Origin of the sequence: Collinsella sp. AF28-5AC, assembly GCF_003457875.1 — a bacterium.
Lineage (GTDB): Bacteria > Actinomycetota > Coriobacteriia > Coriobacteriales > Coriobacteriaceae > Collinsella.
The window spans coordinates 238,171-254,464 of sequence record NZ_QRTA01000002.1; the positions used below are offsets into that span (position 1 = coordinate 238,171).

The 16,294-nt window shown below is 60.7% G+C and carries 12 protein-coding genes, 1 tRNA gene and 1 riboswitch; of the genes, 12 read left to right on the plus strand and 1 reads right to left on the minus strand.

The features are described 5' to 3' along the window. The first annotated feature begins 25 nt into the window (after nt 1-25). The 10 genes from groL to DWZ01_RS03020 all read left to right on the plus strand — a co-directional run bounded on the left by groL (nt 26) and on the right by DWZ01_RS03020 (nt 11,611). Nucleotides 26-1,663: a chaperonin GroEL gene (gene groL / locus DWZ01_RS02975; protein ID WP_006234938.1), complete on the plus strand. Its 1,638-nt coding sequence runs from the start codon at nt 26-28 to the stop codon at nt 1,661-1,663. A gap of 369 nt (nt 1,664-2,032) precedes the next feature. Next, nucleotides 2,033-2,225, plus strand: a riboswitch (FMN riboswitch). A gap of 6 nt (nt 2,226-2,231) precedes the next feature. Further along, nucleotides 2,232-2,822, plus strand: coding sequence for an ECF transporter S component (locus tag DWZ01_RS02980; protein WP_055252299.1), 591 nt, complete (start codon nt 2,232-2,234; stop codon nt 2,820-2,822). Further along, the gene (locus DWZ01_RS02985; protein WP_117848002.1) at nt 2,819-4,723 is read left to right on the plus strand and encodes an energy-coupling factor transporter ATPase; all 1,905 of its coding nucleotides are present in this window, start codon (nt 2,819-2,821) and stop codon (nt 4,721-4,723) included. The genes DWZ01_RS02980 and DWZ01_RS02985 overlap by 4 nt, the downstream gene beginning before the upstream one ends. Next, nucleotides 4,723-5,523, plus strand: a complete 801-nt coding sequence (locus tag DWZ01_RS02990) for an energy-coupling factor transporter transmembrane protein EcfT (protein WP_117848004.1) — start codon at nt 4,723-4,725, stop codon at nt 5,521-5,523. The genes DWZ01_RS02985 and DWZ01_RS02990 overlap by 1 nt, the downstream gene beginning before the upstream one ends. Nucleotides 5,524-5,553: 30 nt before the next feature. Next, a complete protein-coding gene (locus DWZ01_RS02995; RefSeq protein ID WP_117848005.1) occupies nt 5,554-6,000 on the plus strand; it encodes a pyridoxamine 5'-phosphate oxidase family protein in 447 nt (148 codons plus the stop codon). A 54-nt stretch (nt 6,001-6,054) separates the two neighbouring features. Next, entirely contained in the window at nt 6,055-6,465 is a 411-nt protein-coding gene (locus DWZ01_RS03000) for a pyridoxamine 5'-phosphate oxidase family protein (protein ID WP_117848007.1), read from the plus strand. A 257-nt stretch (nt 6,466-6,722) separates the two neighbouring features. After that, complete coding sequence (gene argC / locus DWZ01_RS03005) at nt 6,723-7,793, plus strand: N-acetyl-gamma-glutamyl-phosphate reductase (protein ID WP_117848009.1); 1,071 nt, start codon at nt 6,723-6,725, stop codon at nt 7,791-7,793. A 134-nt stretch (nt 7,794-7,927) separates the two neighbouring features. Then, nucleotides 7,928-9,196, plus strand: coding sequence for a bifunctional glutamate N-acetyltransferase/amino-acid acetyltransferase ArgJ (gene argJ / locus DWZ01_RS03010; protein WP_199412372.1), 1,269 nt, complete (start codon nt 7,928-7,930; stop codon nt 9,194-9,196). 81 nt (nt 9,197-9,277) lie between these two features. After that, the gene (argB, locus tag DWZ01_RS03015) at nt 9,278-10,258 is read left to right on the plus strand and encodes an acetylglutamate kinase (RefSeq protein WP_117798529.1); all 981 of its coding nucleotides are present in this window, start codon (nt 9,278-9,280) and stop codon (nt 10,256-10,258) included. Between the two features lie 69 nt (nt 10,259-10,327). Beyond that, entirely contained in the window at nt 10,328-11,611 is a 1,284-nt protein-coding gene (locus tag DWZ01_RS03020) for an aminotransferase class III-fold pyridoxal phosphate-dependent enzyme (protein WP_117848012.1), read from the plus strand. 794 nt (nt 11,612-12,405) lie between these two features. On the opposite strand, the gene DWZ01_RS03025 is transcribed toward DWZ01_RS03020, so the two are convergent. Continuing rightward, nucleotides 12,406-12,481 (minus strand) — tRNA-Val (locus DWZ01_RS03025). A 187-nt stretch (nt 12,482-12,668) separates the two neighbouring features. Between DWZ01_RS03025 and asnB the strand changes: the two genes are divergently transcribed. Continuing rightward, entirely contained in the window at nt 12,669-14,549 is a 1,881-nt protein-coding gene (gene asnB / locus DWZ01_RS03030) for an asparagine synthase (glutamine-hydrolyzing) (protein WP_117848014.1), read from the plus strand. Nucleotides 14,550-14,661: 112 nt separating this feature from the next. Next, nucleotides 14,662-16,224, plus strand: coding sequence for a Mur ligase family protein (locus DWZ01_RS03035; protein WP_117848016.1), 1,563 nt, complete (start codon nt 14,662-14,664; stop codon nt 16,222-16,224). Nucleotides 16,225-16,294: the final 70 nt, after the last annotated feature.

Below are 16,294 nucleotides of genomic sequence, written 5' to 3' on the forward strand. Positions count from 1 at the left end.
CATTTCTTTTGGAGGATTACCTACCATGGCAAAGAACATTACGTTCAACACCGATGCCCGCGCTAAGCTTGCCAAGGGCGTCAACACTTTGGCCGACGCCGTTACCGTCACCATGGGCCCCAAGGGTCGCTACGTTGCGCTGCAGCGCACGTTCGGTGCCCCGACCATCACCAACGACGGCGTTTCCGTCGCCAAGGAGATCGAGCTCGAGGACAACATCGAGAACATGGGCGCTCAGCTGGTGAAGGAGGTTGCCACCAAGACCAACGACACCGTGGGTGACGGCACCACCACCGCAACTCTGCTCGCCCAGGCCATCGTCAACGACGGTCTGCGCAACGTCGCCGCTGGCGCCAACCCGCTGGCCATCCGTCGCGGCATCGACAAGGCCGTTAACGCCGCCGTCGCCGAGATGAAGAAGCAGGCCAAGCCGGTCGAGACCAAGGAGCAGATCGCTTCCGTCGGTACCATCTCCGCCGGTGACCCCGAGGTCGGCGAGAAGATCGCCGAGGCCATGGAGGTCGTGGGCAAGGACGGCGTCATCACCGTCGAGGATTCCCAGACGTTCGACATCACCATCGACACCGTCGAGGGCATGCAGTTCGACAAGGGCTATGTCTCCGCTTACTTCGTCACGGATAACGACCGCATGGAGGCCGTGATGAAGGATCCGTACATCCTCATCACCGACCAGAAGATCTCCAGCGTTCAGGACATTATGCCCGTTCTCGAGGCTGTCCAGCGCGCTGGCCGTGGCCTGCTCATCATCGCTGAGGACATCGACGGCGAGGCTCTGCCTACCCTGGTTCTCAACAAGATCCGTGGCGCCCTCAACGTCTGCGCCGTCAAGGCTCCGGGCTACGGCGATCGCCGCAAGCGCATCCTCGAGGACATCGCCGTCCTCACCGGCGGCCAGGCTGCCCTGGACGAGCTGGGCGTGAAGGTCGCTGACATCACCGCCGATATGCTCGGTACCGCTAAGTCCGTCACCATCTCCAAGGACAATACCGTCGTCGTCGGCGGCGCTGGCTCCAAGGAGGCCATCGACGCTCGTATCGCTCAGATCAAGGGTGAGATGGAGAACACCACCTCTGACTTCGACCGTGAGAAGCTCCAGGAGCGCCTGGCCAAGCTCTCCGGTGGCGTTGCCGTCATCAAGGTCGGCGCTGCTACCGAGTCCGAGCTCAAGGAGATCAAGCATCGCGTCGAGGACGCCCTGCAGGCTACTCGCGCTGCTGTCGAGGAGGGTATCGTCGCCGGTGGCGGCGTCGCCTTCATGGACGCTGCTCCTGCGCTCGATGCTGTCGAGATTGACGACCCCGAGGAGAAGATCGGTGTCGACATCGTCAAGAAGGCTCTGACTGCTCCGGTTGCTACCATCGCCAAGAACGCTGGCTTTGAGGGCGCCGTCGTGGTCGACAAGGTTGCCGAGCTGCCCGCCGGCCAGGGTCTCAACTCTGCCAACGGCGAGTGGGGCGACATGATCGAGATGGGCGTCCTCGACCCCGTCAAGGTCAGCCGCGTCACCCTGCAGAACGCTGCTTCTGTTGCCAGCCTGATTCTCATCACCGAGGCCACCGTCTCCGATGTGCCCAAGAACACTCAGCTTGAGGACGCTATCGCTGCTGCCACCGCTGGTCAGCAGGGCGGCGGTATGTACTAAGGCCGACAAGGTCTAGAACTCCCACCGGGAATCCAGGGGCGGGACGGGGACTTCTCTCCGGAACGTCCTCGGACATGCAAAGAGGCTCCGCATCGCGCTTCGCGCTGCGGAGCCTCTTTGCGTCCTGCGGAATATTCCGGAGAGAAGTCCCCGTCCCGCCCCCGGATTCCCTGCGTTTACGGCCTTGAGGTCGGCGGGCGTAGAAGGACGTGGTCGATAGGAGTACGTGTCCCTTCGCTGTTTCGCGCTTTGCGCGAAAGGCGCGTTACTTTGGGATGGGTGGGGAACGTGGTTGTTGCGGCAACTGGCCCTCGCCAGAAATTACCCCTGGCGTACTTGTACCTCTCTTCCCTCGTGCTACACTTGCAATTGCTGTTTCAGGGCGGGGTGGAATTCCCCACTGGCGGTAAATCGGGCGGTGCCAAAGGGGCGCCGTGGAGCAGGCGAGGCGTCTGCGACCGAGCCGATGAGTCCGCGACCCGTGCGTGTGTTGGTTCGCATGCCGGCTGAACTGGTGAGATCCCAGTGCCAACGGTTAGAGTCCGGATGAAAGAGGCAGGTGATCTTAATGTCTGAACAGTCGCAGCATATCCATTTTGAGAACACGAATAGGTGGAGCACCAAACAGCTCGTTACCATGGCGTTGATGTGCGCCTTGGGAGCGCTGTTTATGTATGTGCAGCTGCCCATCCTTCCCTCGGCACCGTTTTTGACGTATGACCCGTCGCTGGTGCCGGCGATGGTGTGCGGGTTTGCGTATGGCCCCGGTGCCGGTACTGCTGTTGCCGCCATGGCGATCGTTATCCATGCGCTCACTACGGGTGACTGGGTCGGCGCGCTTATGAATCTGGTTGCCACGCTGGGCTACATTCTGCCCGCGGCTATCGTCTACCAGAAGATGCATACCTATAAGGGTGCCGTGATTGGCCTGGTGCTCGGCGTTATTGCCGCTACGGCGTTGTCTATGGTCGCAAACCTTACCATTGGCGTATGGTTCTGGTATGGCTCGGTCGATGTGATCGCCCCGCTCATGATTCCTGCCGTGCTGCCGTTCAACCTTATCAAGACCGTGCTTAACTCGGTATTGACGCTTGCGGTGTACAAGGCGGTTTCCAACCTCATCACGCCTAAAAAGGACCAGGTCAAAGGCCGCGCATGATTGAGTGTCGGGGCGTTTCCTTTAGTTATGACGGTGCCGCACCGGCGCTCGACGGCGTCGATCTGAACATCGAGGACGGGGAGTTTTTCTGCATCCTCGGTGGCAATGGGTCGGGCAAGTCGACGTTTGCCAAGCATCTGAATGCGCTGTTGCAGCCCGATGCGGGCACGGTACGCATCAACGGCATGGATGCGTCCGACCCCGAGCTGGTCTACGACATTCGTTCGACCGCGGGCATGGTATTCCAGAATCCCGACGACCAGCTGGTGGCAACGCTTGTCGAAGATGACATTGCGTTTGGTCCCGAAAACCTAGGCGTGCCATCGGCGCAAATTGCGCAGCGCGTACGCGAGGCGCTGAAGGGCGTGGGCCTGGTGGGCTTTGAGCACCACGAGACCCATGCGCTTTCGGGCGGCCAAAAGCAGCGCGTGGCGCTTGCCGGCGTGCTTGCCATGGAACCGCGCGTGCTCATATTGGACGAGGCTTCCTCGATGCTTGATCCGCGTGGGCGCAAGGCCCTCATGAAGGCTTGCCGCGCGTTGCACGATCGCGGCATGACCATCGTGATGATTACGCACTTTATGGAAGAGGCCGCCGAGGCCGATCGTGTCGCGGTGTTTCGGGCGGGGCATGTTGCCATGCTGGGTACGCCCGAGGAGATTCTGACGCGGGCGAATGAACTCGCTCAGCTCAACCTGGATATGCCGGCGTCGTGCTGCTTAGGTAGGACACTTCGTGCGAAGGGCGTGCCCGTTTGCGCGCAGGTACGTGAGGCGGATATGGTCGCCGAGATTGCGCAGACTTATGCCGAGCGAAGTGGGGCAGGCACCGCGGGGCAGTCTTCCGCATCCCAGTTGGAAATCGCTGACGGCACTGTTCCGGTAGACAACGAGGGCAACGCGTCGGAGCCCGTCATAGAGCTATCCCATGTTTCGTACAGTTATTCGCTCAGTCCGCGCGAGCGCCGCCGCTGGCATAAGCGCTCGGCCACTGCGGGCAAATCGAGCAAACAGGCTCTCTGGGGAAACGACCCCAGCAGTCCGTGGGCGCTGCGCGATGTATCGCTGACGGTGCGTCGCGGCGAGTTCCTGGGGCTAGCAGGCCATACCGGCTCGGGTAAATCGACTCTGGTCCAGCATCTCAACGGGCTGATCCGTCCGCAGGAGGGAAGCATTTGCGCGCTGGGGCTCGACCTATCAAACAAGAAAGACGCCGCTGCGGTTAAGGCCAAGGTCGGCGTGGTGTTTCAGTATCCTGAGCGTCAGCTGTTTGCCGAAACCGTGGCGCAGGACGTGGCGTTTGGTCCGCACAACCTTGGCTTGCCGCAAGATGAAGTCGACCGTCGTGTCGAGTCATCGCTCTCGCGCGTGGGCCTCGATCTTTCCACGGTCGGCGACAAGAGCCCCTTTGAGCTTTCGGGCGGCCAGCAGCGTCGCGTGGCGTTTGCCGGCGTGCTCGCCATGGAACCTGAGGTGCTGGCGCTCGACGAGCCCATGGCAGGCCTCGATCCGGCTGCCCGCAGGGATTTCCTGGAGCTCATTGGCCGTTTACATGACGAAGGCCTGACCGTTGTCATGGTTTCGCACAGCATGGATGACCTGGCAAATTGTTGTGACCGTATCGTTGTGATGAACGAGGGCGCGGTGTTTGCCGAGGGAACGCCCGCTCAGGTTTTTGCGCATGCGGATGAGCTTAAATCAATCGGCTTGGGTGTTCCCGCCGCCCAGCGCATGGCGCTGGCGCTCGCGAAGGCAGGCGTGCCGCTGCGCTTTGACGGCCTCTATACGGTTGAGTCGCTGGCAGACGAGTTGGTGGACCTGCTAATCGGTCGCTCGGGCGGTCCTTCTAACGTCGCGGACATTGCTAAATCCAAGACGGTCGCGCGAGAGGAGGGCTGCTAATGGAGGCGTTTTCGTTTGGCAGCTACTATCCCGGCGATAGTGCGATCCACCGCCTAGACCCGCGAACTAAGTTGCTCTTGGGCTTTGTGTTTCTGATCACGACGCTCACAGTCAGCAGCTTCCGCGGACTGGCCCCGGTCGCAATCTTCGTTGTCCTGATCTATGCCGTGTCCCGGGTGCCGTTGCGCCGGGTCCTATCATCGATGGCACCATTGCTGGCGATTGTCGTGGTGGTCGCAGTGCTCAACCTGTTTTCCGACCAGAGCGGGCGCATCCTGTGGCAGCTCTGCTTTCTGCAGATAAGCGAGGGCTCGCTGCGTTCTGCCGCCTTTATGGCGTGCCGCCTGACCCTGATGATGGCCGGCATGAGCGCCATTACGCTCACCACGCCCACGCTCGACCTCACCGCGGGCTTTGAGCGTCTGCTCGCACCGTTTGCGCGCGTGGGGCTCCCTGCGCATGAGCTCGGCATGATCATGGGTATCGCGTTGCGCTTTATGCCGCAGTTCGCCACCGAGATGAAGCAGACGGCGGACGCGCAGGCAAGCCGCGGCGCGCGCGTGACATGCGGTCCGCTCGGCGGCGTGCGTATGCTCGGCAGTGTGGCGATTCCGCTGTTCACGGGCGTGTTCCGTCATGCCGAGACGCTTTCGGCCGCCATGGATGCCCGTTGCTATCATGGCGAGCAGGGCCGCGCACGTTTGCATGCGCTTGCATTTGGCCGCAGCGATGCGTTGGCGGCGGTGGTGACGGCGTTGCTGCTCATCTGCGTCATCGTCATCAATCTTCAACTTGTTTAGGCGCGATTCGAGCGCAAGAAAGGGGTCCCTATGACCGACAACGACCGCACGGCTCAGCTTGAGCGCGCCTGTTCGTATCTCAGGCGCATTCCGGCGTGGTATCTGGCCACGACCGATGTGGCCGACGGGTATCAGCCTCGCGTGAGGCCGTTTTCATTTGCCATGGTCGATGACGGTAAGCTGTGGTTTTGCACATCGCGCGACAAGGATGTGTGGGCGGAGCTGAGTGCGAATCCCAAGTTTGAACTCTCGGGCTGGAAGCCGGGGGAGTGCTGGATCGTGTTGACCGGCGAGGCCGCACTTGAGGACGACGCAGTTGCGAGCGACAAGGTGCGTCAAGCGGGTTTTAAGCACATGGTGGGCATCGGCGAGGAACACGAGAGCGCCAACGACGGCCGCCTTGCGTTCTTCTCGGTCCGCAACATTGCCGCGCGCTTCTGTGATATCGACGGCAGCGAGGAGCGCCTGGAGCTCTAATTTCCCAAATTGATTACCCATTCCAAAAAGACTGGTCAGGCGACAGGAGGACACATGGACGGATTGAATACGGTGTTGGAGTATCTGACGTCGGTGCCGGCATGGTATTTGGCGACGAGCGTTGACGGACAGCCTCATGTGCGTCCGTTTTCGTTTGTGCAGATCCAGGATGGCAAGCTGTGGTTTGTAACAGCGCGCACCAAAGACGTGTGGCAAGAGCTGCTACAAAATCAGCGCTTTGAGGCCACGAGTTGGTGGCCGGGCCATGGCTGGCTCATCTTGCGCGGGCGTGCCGGCTTGGATGACCGGGCTTCGAGCGAAATGCGCGAAGCCGGGTGGAAGCATCTAGAGCGCCTGGGTGAGCACTATGAGGGGCCTAACGACCCCACGCTCGTCTTCTTTAGCGTCGAGGATTCCGAGGCTTTTATCTGCAATCACGACGAATGGGTGCCGGTCGAGCTCTAGCCAGCTGGCTCATCCTAACAACTTGGTTTTCGCATGGGCGGGCCCCGTATTGCCCGGCGCCGTTAGGAGCGCCGGTCAATACGGGGCCCGCTCCATTTGTCAATTCCTTCGAGCGAATGTGTCGGGAATGTTTCAATGCATGAATATGCAAGTCATTTACGTGTTCATGCATCTTTTGGTGCTAAAGTTTCAAGCCACTTCATAACGACCGCTGCGAAATGCGCATCGGTGCATAAATCGCAGACAAGGAGTCTGATATGTCTTTGAAGGTTGGAATCGTCGGCGCGGCTGGATATGCCGGAGCCGAGCTCATTCGCCTCGTGCTCGGTCATCCCGAGTTTGAACTTGTTGCCATTACGTCCAACGCTGATGCCGGCCAGCCGTTGTCTGCGGTGTACCCGAGCTTCACCGGCGTAAGCGATCTTGTCTTCACGACGCATGATGCCCCCGAGCTCAAGAACTGCGACGCGGTATTTTTGGCCGTGCCGCACACGGCTGCCATGGCTCAGGTGCCCGCCCTGCTTGCCGCGGGAGTCTCCTGCATTGACCTCTCGGCCGACTATCGCCTGAGCGATCCGGCCACCTTTGAGGCCTGGTATGCCGCCGAGCACACGAGCCCCGAGTTGCTCAAGACCCGCGCCTTCGGTCTGCCCGAGCTGTTCTGCCAGGACTTAGAGACCGCTGCTTCCAACCATGCCGCTGGCAGGCCCGTGTTGGTCGCCTGCGCCGGCTGCTATCCCACCGCAACGAGCCTTGCTGCCGCTCCTGCCGTGCGTGCGGGCTGGGTGGCTGAGAACGGTCCCGTGATTGTCGATGCCATTAGCGGCGTGACGGGCGCCGGTAAGTCCTGCAACGCCCGCACCCATTTTTGCAGCGCCGACGAGAACTTGGAGGCCTACGGCGTGGGTAAGCATCGTCACACGCCCGAAATCGAGCAAATCCTTGGTCTAACAGATCGCGTCGTCTTTACCCCGCACCTGGCACCGCTCAAGCGCGGCCTGCTCTCCACGGTGACGCTGCCGCTCACGCCGCAGGCCATCGACTCCCTGACCCTTGAGGACGTTGTCGACTATTACAAGCAGTTCTACGCTGGTCGCACTTTCGTGCGCGTACTCGACGCCGGCCAGCAGCCCAAGACGGCTTCGGTCGTCGGCACCAACGCCGCCCAGATCGGCCTCGCGCTCAACAAGTGCGCGGGCGTGCTGGTGGCGACGGGCGCCATCGACAATCTGTGCAAGGGCGCTGCGGGCCAAGCAGTCCAGTGCGCCAATATCGTCTTTGGCTTTGACGAGCGACGAGGCTTGCCCACAGTGGCGTGCCCGGTGTAGCACATTCGATTGTTAACGATTTGGTAGTCGGGCATCGAGTGGGGCGCCACTCTTAAGCTGGTCTCATGATCACGACTGGCATGGCGCACCAACCGATGTCCGTTTTTTGTTTGACATAAGGAGTCATAAAGACGATGAATACCGAGCTGTTTGATATCAAGATTCGCGCCGTCGAGGGTGGCGTTACGGCTGCGGCTGGTTTTAAGGCTGCAGGCATCCACGCTGGGTTCCGCAAGAACCCCGAGCGTCTGGATTACGCGCTCGTCGTGCCCGATAAACCCTGTCCCGGTGCCGGCGTGTTTACCACCAATCGCTTTTGCGCGGCGCCCGTGCAGGTGAGCCGTGCCAACCTGGGCGGTGCCGACAAGGGCTACGGAATCATCGCCGGCGTTTCGGTTAACTCTGGCAATGCTAACGCCGCCACGGGTGAGACCGGCCTTGCATGCGCGCGCGAGACGTGCAGCATCGCATCGCAGGTCATCGGCTGTGAGCCCCAGCAGATTCTGGTTGCCTCCACGGGTGTGATTGGCCAGATTCTGCCGATCGACACGTTTGAGACCGCCATTCCTGCCGCCTACGAGGCGCTCTCCGCCCACGGTGGCGCCGATGCCGCTTGCGCCATCATGACGACCGACACGCACTCCAAGGAGTACGCCGTGTCCTACGTCAGCGAGGCGGCGGGTCATGCGGGTAATGTCTATACGGTAGGCGGCATGTGCAAGGGCTCGGGCATGATCATGCCCAACATGGCCACCATGATCGCAGTTATCACCACCGATGCCCCCGTCGAGCCTGCGGCACTTCATGCCCTGCTGCTCTCGACCGCCAAGCAGACTTTTAACAAGGTAACGGTCGATTCCGACACCTCGACCAACGACACCTGCATCATGCTTGCCTCCGGCGCCGCTGCCGCAGATGCCGAGGCCATCGTCGAGGGCACTGATGCCTTTGACGAGCTGGCCTTTGCCGTGCACGAGGTGTGCGAGAGCCTGGCGCGCAACATTGCGGCCGATGGCGAGGGTGCGTCAAAGCTCGTGACGGTTAACGTTACCGGCGCCGCTAACGACGAGGAAGCCGATATCGCCGCCCGCGCCGTTGCCAACTCGCCGCTCGTTAAGACCTGCATCGCCGGCCACGACTGCAACTGGGGCCGCGTTGCTATGGCGCTTGGTAAGTGCGGCGTGAAGTTTAATCAGGAAGACGTTTCTATCGACATGATGGGCATGCCCGTCTGTCGCGACGGTCTGACTGTTCCCTTTGACGAGGACGAGGCTCTACGACGTTTCGAAGCGCCCGAGATCGTGATCTCGGCCGACCTGGGCGCAGGCGACGCGGCAACGACTGTGTGGACCTGCGACCTCACGCACGAGTACATCTCCATCAACGGCGACTACCGTTCCTAGATTCCAGGCACGCTGCGTATCTTGCCGCGATTGCGGACAGCGGAGCACGGCGCGATAACGATACGAAAGACGAGGCAGATTATGAAATTCGCACGCGATTGTCGTTCGAGCGAATCCAACGAAGCAACCGCGCAGCTGCTGTTCGAAGCGCTGCCGTGGATTAAGAACCTGACCGGCAAGACGGTTGTTATCAAATATGGCGGAGCCGCCATGGTTGATGAGCAGCTGCGCCGCGACGTGATGAGCGACATCGTTTTGCTCAAGATCATCGGTATGCGCCCCGTCATCGTGCATGGCGGCGGCAAGGCTATCAACGAGGCGCTGAGCCATTACGATATTCCCGTCGAGTTTAAGAACGGCCAGCGCGTGACCACGCCGGCGACTATGGATATCGTGCGCGAGGTGCTGGGCGGCAAGGTCAACCAGGAGTTGGTTGCTGCCATCAACCACCACGGTAACCTGGCCGTGGGCGTGTCGGGCAGCGATGCCGGCACGCTCATCGCCGAGCCGCTCGACCCCGAGCTCGGTCGCGTGGGCAAAGTGACGCACGTCAACACCGACTATATCGAGCGCTTACTCGATAGCGAGTACATCCCCGTCATCGCTACCGTCGCGGCGGGGGAGGACGGCGGTTTCTTCAACATCAACGCCGACACCGCCGCCGGTGCCGTTGCCGCGGCGCTCCACGCGCATAAGGCGATCTTTTTGACCGATGTCGATGGTCTGTACAAGGACTTTAGCGACAAGGACTCGCTTATCTCCAACCTAACGCTCGACGAGGTTAACGAAATGCTCTACGGCGGCGAGGTCGATAAGGGCATGATTCCCAAGCTGCGTGCGGCTGTCGACGCGCTTACCGCTGGCGTGTTCCGAGCCCACATCATCAACGGCACGACGCCGCATTCGCTGCTCCTGGAGCTGCTGACCGATGCCGGCGTCGGCACCGTGATCCATTCCACCGAGACGGCGTACGAGTTCGATACGCATCCGCATCCGCTTTCGACGTTTGCTGCGCGTCTGACCGAGAACCTTGACGAGGTCGAGAAGCTTCAGACGGTCTAGCTGACCCGCAGCCGCCCCATTCCTGCACCCATAGCCCCGCGCCGTCTGGCGCCCAACGAAAGGCATCCCATGTCACTTGCAGCTCAGCAATCGCTTGAATCCCATTACGTTATGCATACCTTTGGCCGCTCTCCGGTCGAGTTTGTCGAGGGTCACGGCATGAAGCTCACCGGCGACGATGGCCGTGAGTACCTCGACTTTCTTGCCGGCATCGGCGTGTGCAGCCTAGGTCATGGCGACCCGGCTGTGCTCTCGGCGCTCGAGGCACAGACCAAAAAGCTCATGCATGTCTCCAATTACTTCTACATCGAGCAGCGCGGACAGGTCGCGGCGCTGCTGTCCAAGCTTGCTAACGACGACGTAGATGGTGCGCGCGTTCTTGCCGATGCCATTGTCGCCGGCGATGAGACCACGGCAGCTGCTCTTGGTGCCCCGGCTGCGGGCGAGCAGGTGTGGGAGACGTTCTTTGCCAACTCCGGCGCCGAGGCCAACGAGGGCTCGATGAAGCTTGCGCGCCTGTACGCCAAGCGTGCCGGTAATGGCGGCAACACTATCGTGTGCATGCGCGGCGGCTTCCACGGCCGTACGCTCGAGACTATTGCGGCCACCATGCAGGATTGGCTGCAGGACAGTTTCCGCCCGCTGCCGGGTGGCTTTGTGGCCTGCACGCCCAACGATGTCGATGAACTGCGTGCAATCTTTAAGCAGCTGGGGAGCGAGATTTGTGCCGTGATGCTCGAGCCGATCCAGGGTGAGAGTGGCGTGCACCCCATGACCGAGGAGTTTATGGCTACGGCGCGCGACTTGGCGCACGAGGTGGGTGCCGTGCTTATCGCCGACGAGGTCCAGTGCGGTATCTTCCGCACGGGTAAGCCGTTTGCGTTCCAGACCTATGGCGTGGAGCCCGACATCATGAGCCTTGCCAAGGGCATTGCCGACGGCGTGCCCATGGGTGCCGTCGTGGCAAAGAAGGAGATTGCCGACGTGTTTAAGCCGGGCGACCACGGCTCGACCTTTGGCGGTAGCTGCTTGGCCATCGCGGCGTGTGCCGCGACGCTCTCCGCGCTCGTGCGCGGCGATTATGCCGACCATGCTGCCAAGGTGGGCGCCTATATGGAGGCAAAGCTCGCCAAGCTGCCGCACGTGACCGAGGTACGTGGCCGCGGCTTGATGCTCGGCTGTGATTTGGATGATGCCGCGGGCGACGCGCATGATGTTGTTGCCCGCGCGCTGGCCGCCGGTGCCGTGATCAACGCTACGGGTGCGCATACGCTGCGTTTCCTGCCGCCACTTGTCTGCGAGGAAGCCGACGTGGACAGCCTGATCGAGATACTGTCGGGTGTTTTGGGCTAACGCGGCGCAATAACTCAATTTTGACCGGGTTCCGGACTGCGGACGTGCCCTATGCGGCATGATTCAGCGGTCTGGAACCCGTTTTGCCTTAGATTTGCTAAGGCAGGGAGACCTGCTGGTCAAAAAACATCAAATATGAGTACTGCTACCGATTTGATAGCAGCAATTTTGGACTAATAAGGCCAGATAGCAAGTCAAAATGGCGATGAAAGCACGATTTTGATCCAACTGTTAGTACTTATAATGGACATATGTTGCGTAACTAAAGCAAATACTATCTTTTTATATGTTGCAAACAAAGTAGCAGTACTCATTTTTGCCATTTTTTGACCACGGCCTTTGCGATAGATGTGCTGGCGGGTTCGAATCCCTCTGCGATGGGCCCAAAAAAGAAAGGCCCCCATTGCTGGGAGCCTATCAAATCAGTGGTGGGCGATGAGGGATGTCCGCGTGCGGCTGGCGCCGCCCGCTTCCGCTTCGGGCCTGCGGCCCTCGCGTGCTGCGCTGGAAAACGCTTCGCGTTTCCTCAGCTCCGCACCCTGGCGGGTTCGAATCCCATGAAATGGGCGCAAACAAAACGGTCCCCTTGCGAGGACCGTTTCCAATTCAGTGGTGGGCGATGAGGGATGTCGCGTGCGGCTTCGCCGCCCGCTCTCGCTTCGGGCCTGCGGCCCTCGCGTGCTGCGCTGGAAAACGCTTGCGCGTTTCCTCAGCTCCGCACCCTGTCGGGTTCGAATCCCATGCGCTGGGCCCAAAAAAGAAAGGCTCCCATTGCTGGGAGCCTATCAAATCAGTGGTGGGCGATGAGGGATTCGAACCCCCAGCCTTGTGCGTGTAAAGCACCTGCGCTAACCGTTGCGCCAATCGCCCGTGCGGAGAGAGTATAGCAAAACAATCGCCCCATTCACCTCATATCCATTAAAGGTAACTCGCGCGTGTCACAGCGGAGCTGATTCAGTTGAGATTGCCTGAACATTCCGCCCCTCTTTACGCCCTCGGGTATACTCAAAAGCTACTGATTCGATTTGATGCCCAGCAACAGCAGAGGGGATAGTATATGTGCGGTTTTGTCGGTTTTGTCGGTGGGACGGATAACCAATCCGAGGTGCTCACCAAGATGATGGACCGCATCGTCCATCGCGGTCCCGACATGGGCGGTCAGTTTATCGACGGCCGCGTTGCCCTGGGCTTCCGCCGCCTGTCGATCCTCGACCTGACCGAGGCCGGCGCTCAGCCCATGGCCAACGAGGACGGCAGCGTCGTCATTGTCTTTAACGGCGAGATCTACAACTTCCAAGAACTCCGTTCCGAGCTCGAGGCCAAGGGCTACAAGTTCCACTGCGGCGCCGACACCGAGAGCCTCCTGCACGGCTACGAGGAGTGGGGCGAGGCCGTTCTCGATCGCCTGCGCGGTATGTACGCCTTCGTCATCTGGGACAAAAAGAAGAACAAGCTTTTTGGCGCCCGCGACATCTTTGGCATCAAGCCGCTCTACTACTATCCCATGGCCGATGCGGGCGACGGCGCTCCGGGCGTGCTCTTTGGTTCCGAGATCAAGAGCTTCCTGGACTACCCGCACTTCCACAAGGCGGTCAACAAAAAGGCTCTGCGTCCGTACATGACGCTGCAGTATTCGGCAACCGAGGAGACCTTCTTCGAGGGTGTCTACAAGCTGCCGCCGGCGCACTACTTTACCGTCGATATCCCGACCGGCAAGATGAACATCGAGCGTTACTGGGATTGCGATTACTCTGCCGTCGAGAAGCCGTTCGAAGAGTATGTCGATGAGCTGGACGAGGTCGTGCACGAGAGCGTCGAGGCCCATCGCATCGCCGACGTCAAGGTCGCGTCGTTCCTCTCCGGTGGCGTCGACTCCAGCTACATCGCCGCTTGCCTCATGCCCGACAAGACCTTCTCGGTGGGCTTTGACTACAAGAACTTCAACGAGACCAACTACGCCAAGGAGCTTTCCGATAAGCTCGGCGTCGAAAACGTTCGCAAGATGATTACCGCCGACGAGTTCTTCGGTGCGCTCGAGGACATCCAGTATCACATGGACGAGCCGCAGTCCAACCTGTCTTCCGTGCCGCTGTGGTTCTTGGCCGAGATGGCCCGCAAGGACGTCACCGTGGTGCTTTCGGGCGAAGGCGCCGACGAACTCTTTGGCGGCTACGCCTACTACGAGGATACGGTCCCGGTGCGCAAGTACAAAAAGATGGTGCCGCTGCCCGTCCGTCGCGCGCTCGGTAACCTGGCGCTGCATATGCCGTACTTCAAGGGACATAACTTCCTGGTCAAGGGTGCCGAGATCCCCGAGAAGTCGTTCCTGGGACAGGCTCTGGTATGGCCGGAGCGCGAGGTCGACGACGTGCTCAAGCCCGAGTACAACACCGGCGATGGTGCCTTCGAGCTTGCCGCTCCCATCTATGCGCGCGTGAAGGGTCAGCCCGAGCTGGTCAAGAAGCAGTACCTGGACATGAACATGTGGCTCCCGGGCGACATTCTGCTCAAGGCCGACAAGATGTGCATGGCACACTCACTGGAGCTGCGCGTGCCCTTCCTGGACCGCAAAGTCATGGAGTTCGCCGAGCACATTCCCGATCGCTACCGCATCAACGAGAACGGCAACAAGCAGGTACTCCGCCACGCTGCCAACAAGTCGCTGCCCGATGAGTGGGCCACCCGTCCCAAGGTGGGCTTCCCGGTGCCGATTGTCTACTGGCTGCGCGAGCAAAAGTGGTACGACTATGTCAAGGAGTACTTCACCGCGCCGTGGGCAAGCGAGTTCTTCGATACCGACGAGCTCATGCGCCTGCTCGATCTGCACTTTGCGGGCAAGGGCGATTTCCAGCGCAAGATCTATACGCCGCTCGTGTTCCTAGTGTGGTACAAGCGCTTCTTTATCGACGAGGGCCAGCCTTCTGTTCAGGCTGCCTAGCCTCGGCTTACGAACGCCTGCGCGTAACGGCTCCTCCGGGAGCCGTTTTTGCGTGGGTGCGTTTCAGTTACTATAAAAACCGTCCCTGCCAAATGGCTGAGAAAGGTGAAAGATGCACCATTCGGATTCCGCGACCGTGACCACGGTCGATACGCTTGCCAAGCTGCTCGATGTGTGCGGCGAGCTGCGCGCATCAGAGCAGGTTGACGAGCGTGCCGTGACCGGCTGCTCGTTTGATTCGCGCGCGGTCTCGGCAGGTGACGTGTTCTTCTGCAAAGGTGCTGCCTTTAAGCCCGCGTTTTTGCGCATGGCGCTCGATGCGGGCGCCGTCGCATTTGTGTGCGAGGAGTCGCTGGTCGAGTCTCTGGAGCCGCTGGCGCAGGAGAGCGGTGCTGCGATGCTGGTCGTGGACAGCGTTCGCACGGCCATGGCCTTGTTGCCGCCGGAGGTCTACGACCGTCCCGACCACGACGTCAAGATCGTGGGCATCACCGGCACCAAGGGAAAGACCACGGCCGCTTTTATGCTCCAGTCCATCATCAAGGCGGCGGGCGAGTCCTGCGGCATGATCGGCTCGGTGAGTACCGACGATGGTATCGAGTGCTACGAGAGCACCAACACCACGCCCGAGGCCCCCGAGGTTTGGCGCCATATCGCCAACTGCCGCACGTCCGGTCGCCAGTCCATGGTCATGGAGGTCTCGAGCCAAGCGCTCAAGTACCAACGCGTCGAGAATCTGCCGTTTGACGTGGCGTGCTTCCTCAACATCGGCCGTGACCACATCTCACCGATTGAACACCCCACGTTTGAGGATTATTTTGAGAGCAAACTCAGGATCTTTGACCAGGCAAAGACCGCCGTGGTGAATCTGGGCATCGAAGAGGTCGACCGTGTGCTGGAGGCAGCGTCGACGGCCGAGCGCTTGGTGACCGTTGGCGTCGAGCATCCCGAGGCAAGCCTGTGGGCGAGCGATGTACGCATGGTCGGCTTTAGCATCGAGTTCAACTTGCATGGCCTGTGTGCCGACGAGTCCGAGGCGGGGGAGAAGATCCTGCTGGGCATCGCGGGAGACTTTAACGTGGAGAACGCGCTGGTCGCTATCGCCGCCGCGCGCGAGATCGGCATCGGTATCGAGGCCATCAAGAAGGGCCTCTCCAAACTGCGTGTGCCGGGCCGTATGGAGGTCGTGGAGTCGAAGGACGGCCGCGTGATTTGTGTCGTCGACTACGCGCACAACCAGCTTTCGTTCCGCTCGCTTTTCTCGTCGGTTAAGCGCGCGTTTCCCGCTAGCCCCGTCATTGCGCTGTTTGGCGCTGCCGGCGGCAAGGCGCAGGAGCGTCGCGAGCAGCTTCCGCGCGAGGCCGCACCATATTCCGACCTGATGATCTTTGCCAACGAGGATCCAGCTCACGAGGACCCGATGAAGGTCTGTCGCGAGCTTGCCGAGCATGTTCCCGACGATACGCCGAACAAGATCATCCTCGATCGCGAAGCCGCTGTGCATGCGGCGTTCAAGGCGGCGCGCGAGGAGTACGTCAACCCCGATGCTCCCACCATTGTCTTGCTGCTGGCGAAGGGTGACGAGGAGCTCATGCATGTGGGCGACGAGTTCGTGCCCATCGAGAGCGACCTTTCGCTGGCCAATCGCCTGATCGATGTTACCCAGTTTGACTAATGAACCATGATGGCGGCGGCGCCCTGAGTGCGCTGTCGCCATAAGCGTGTTCCCTCAATCAAAACATGCC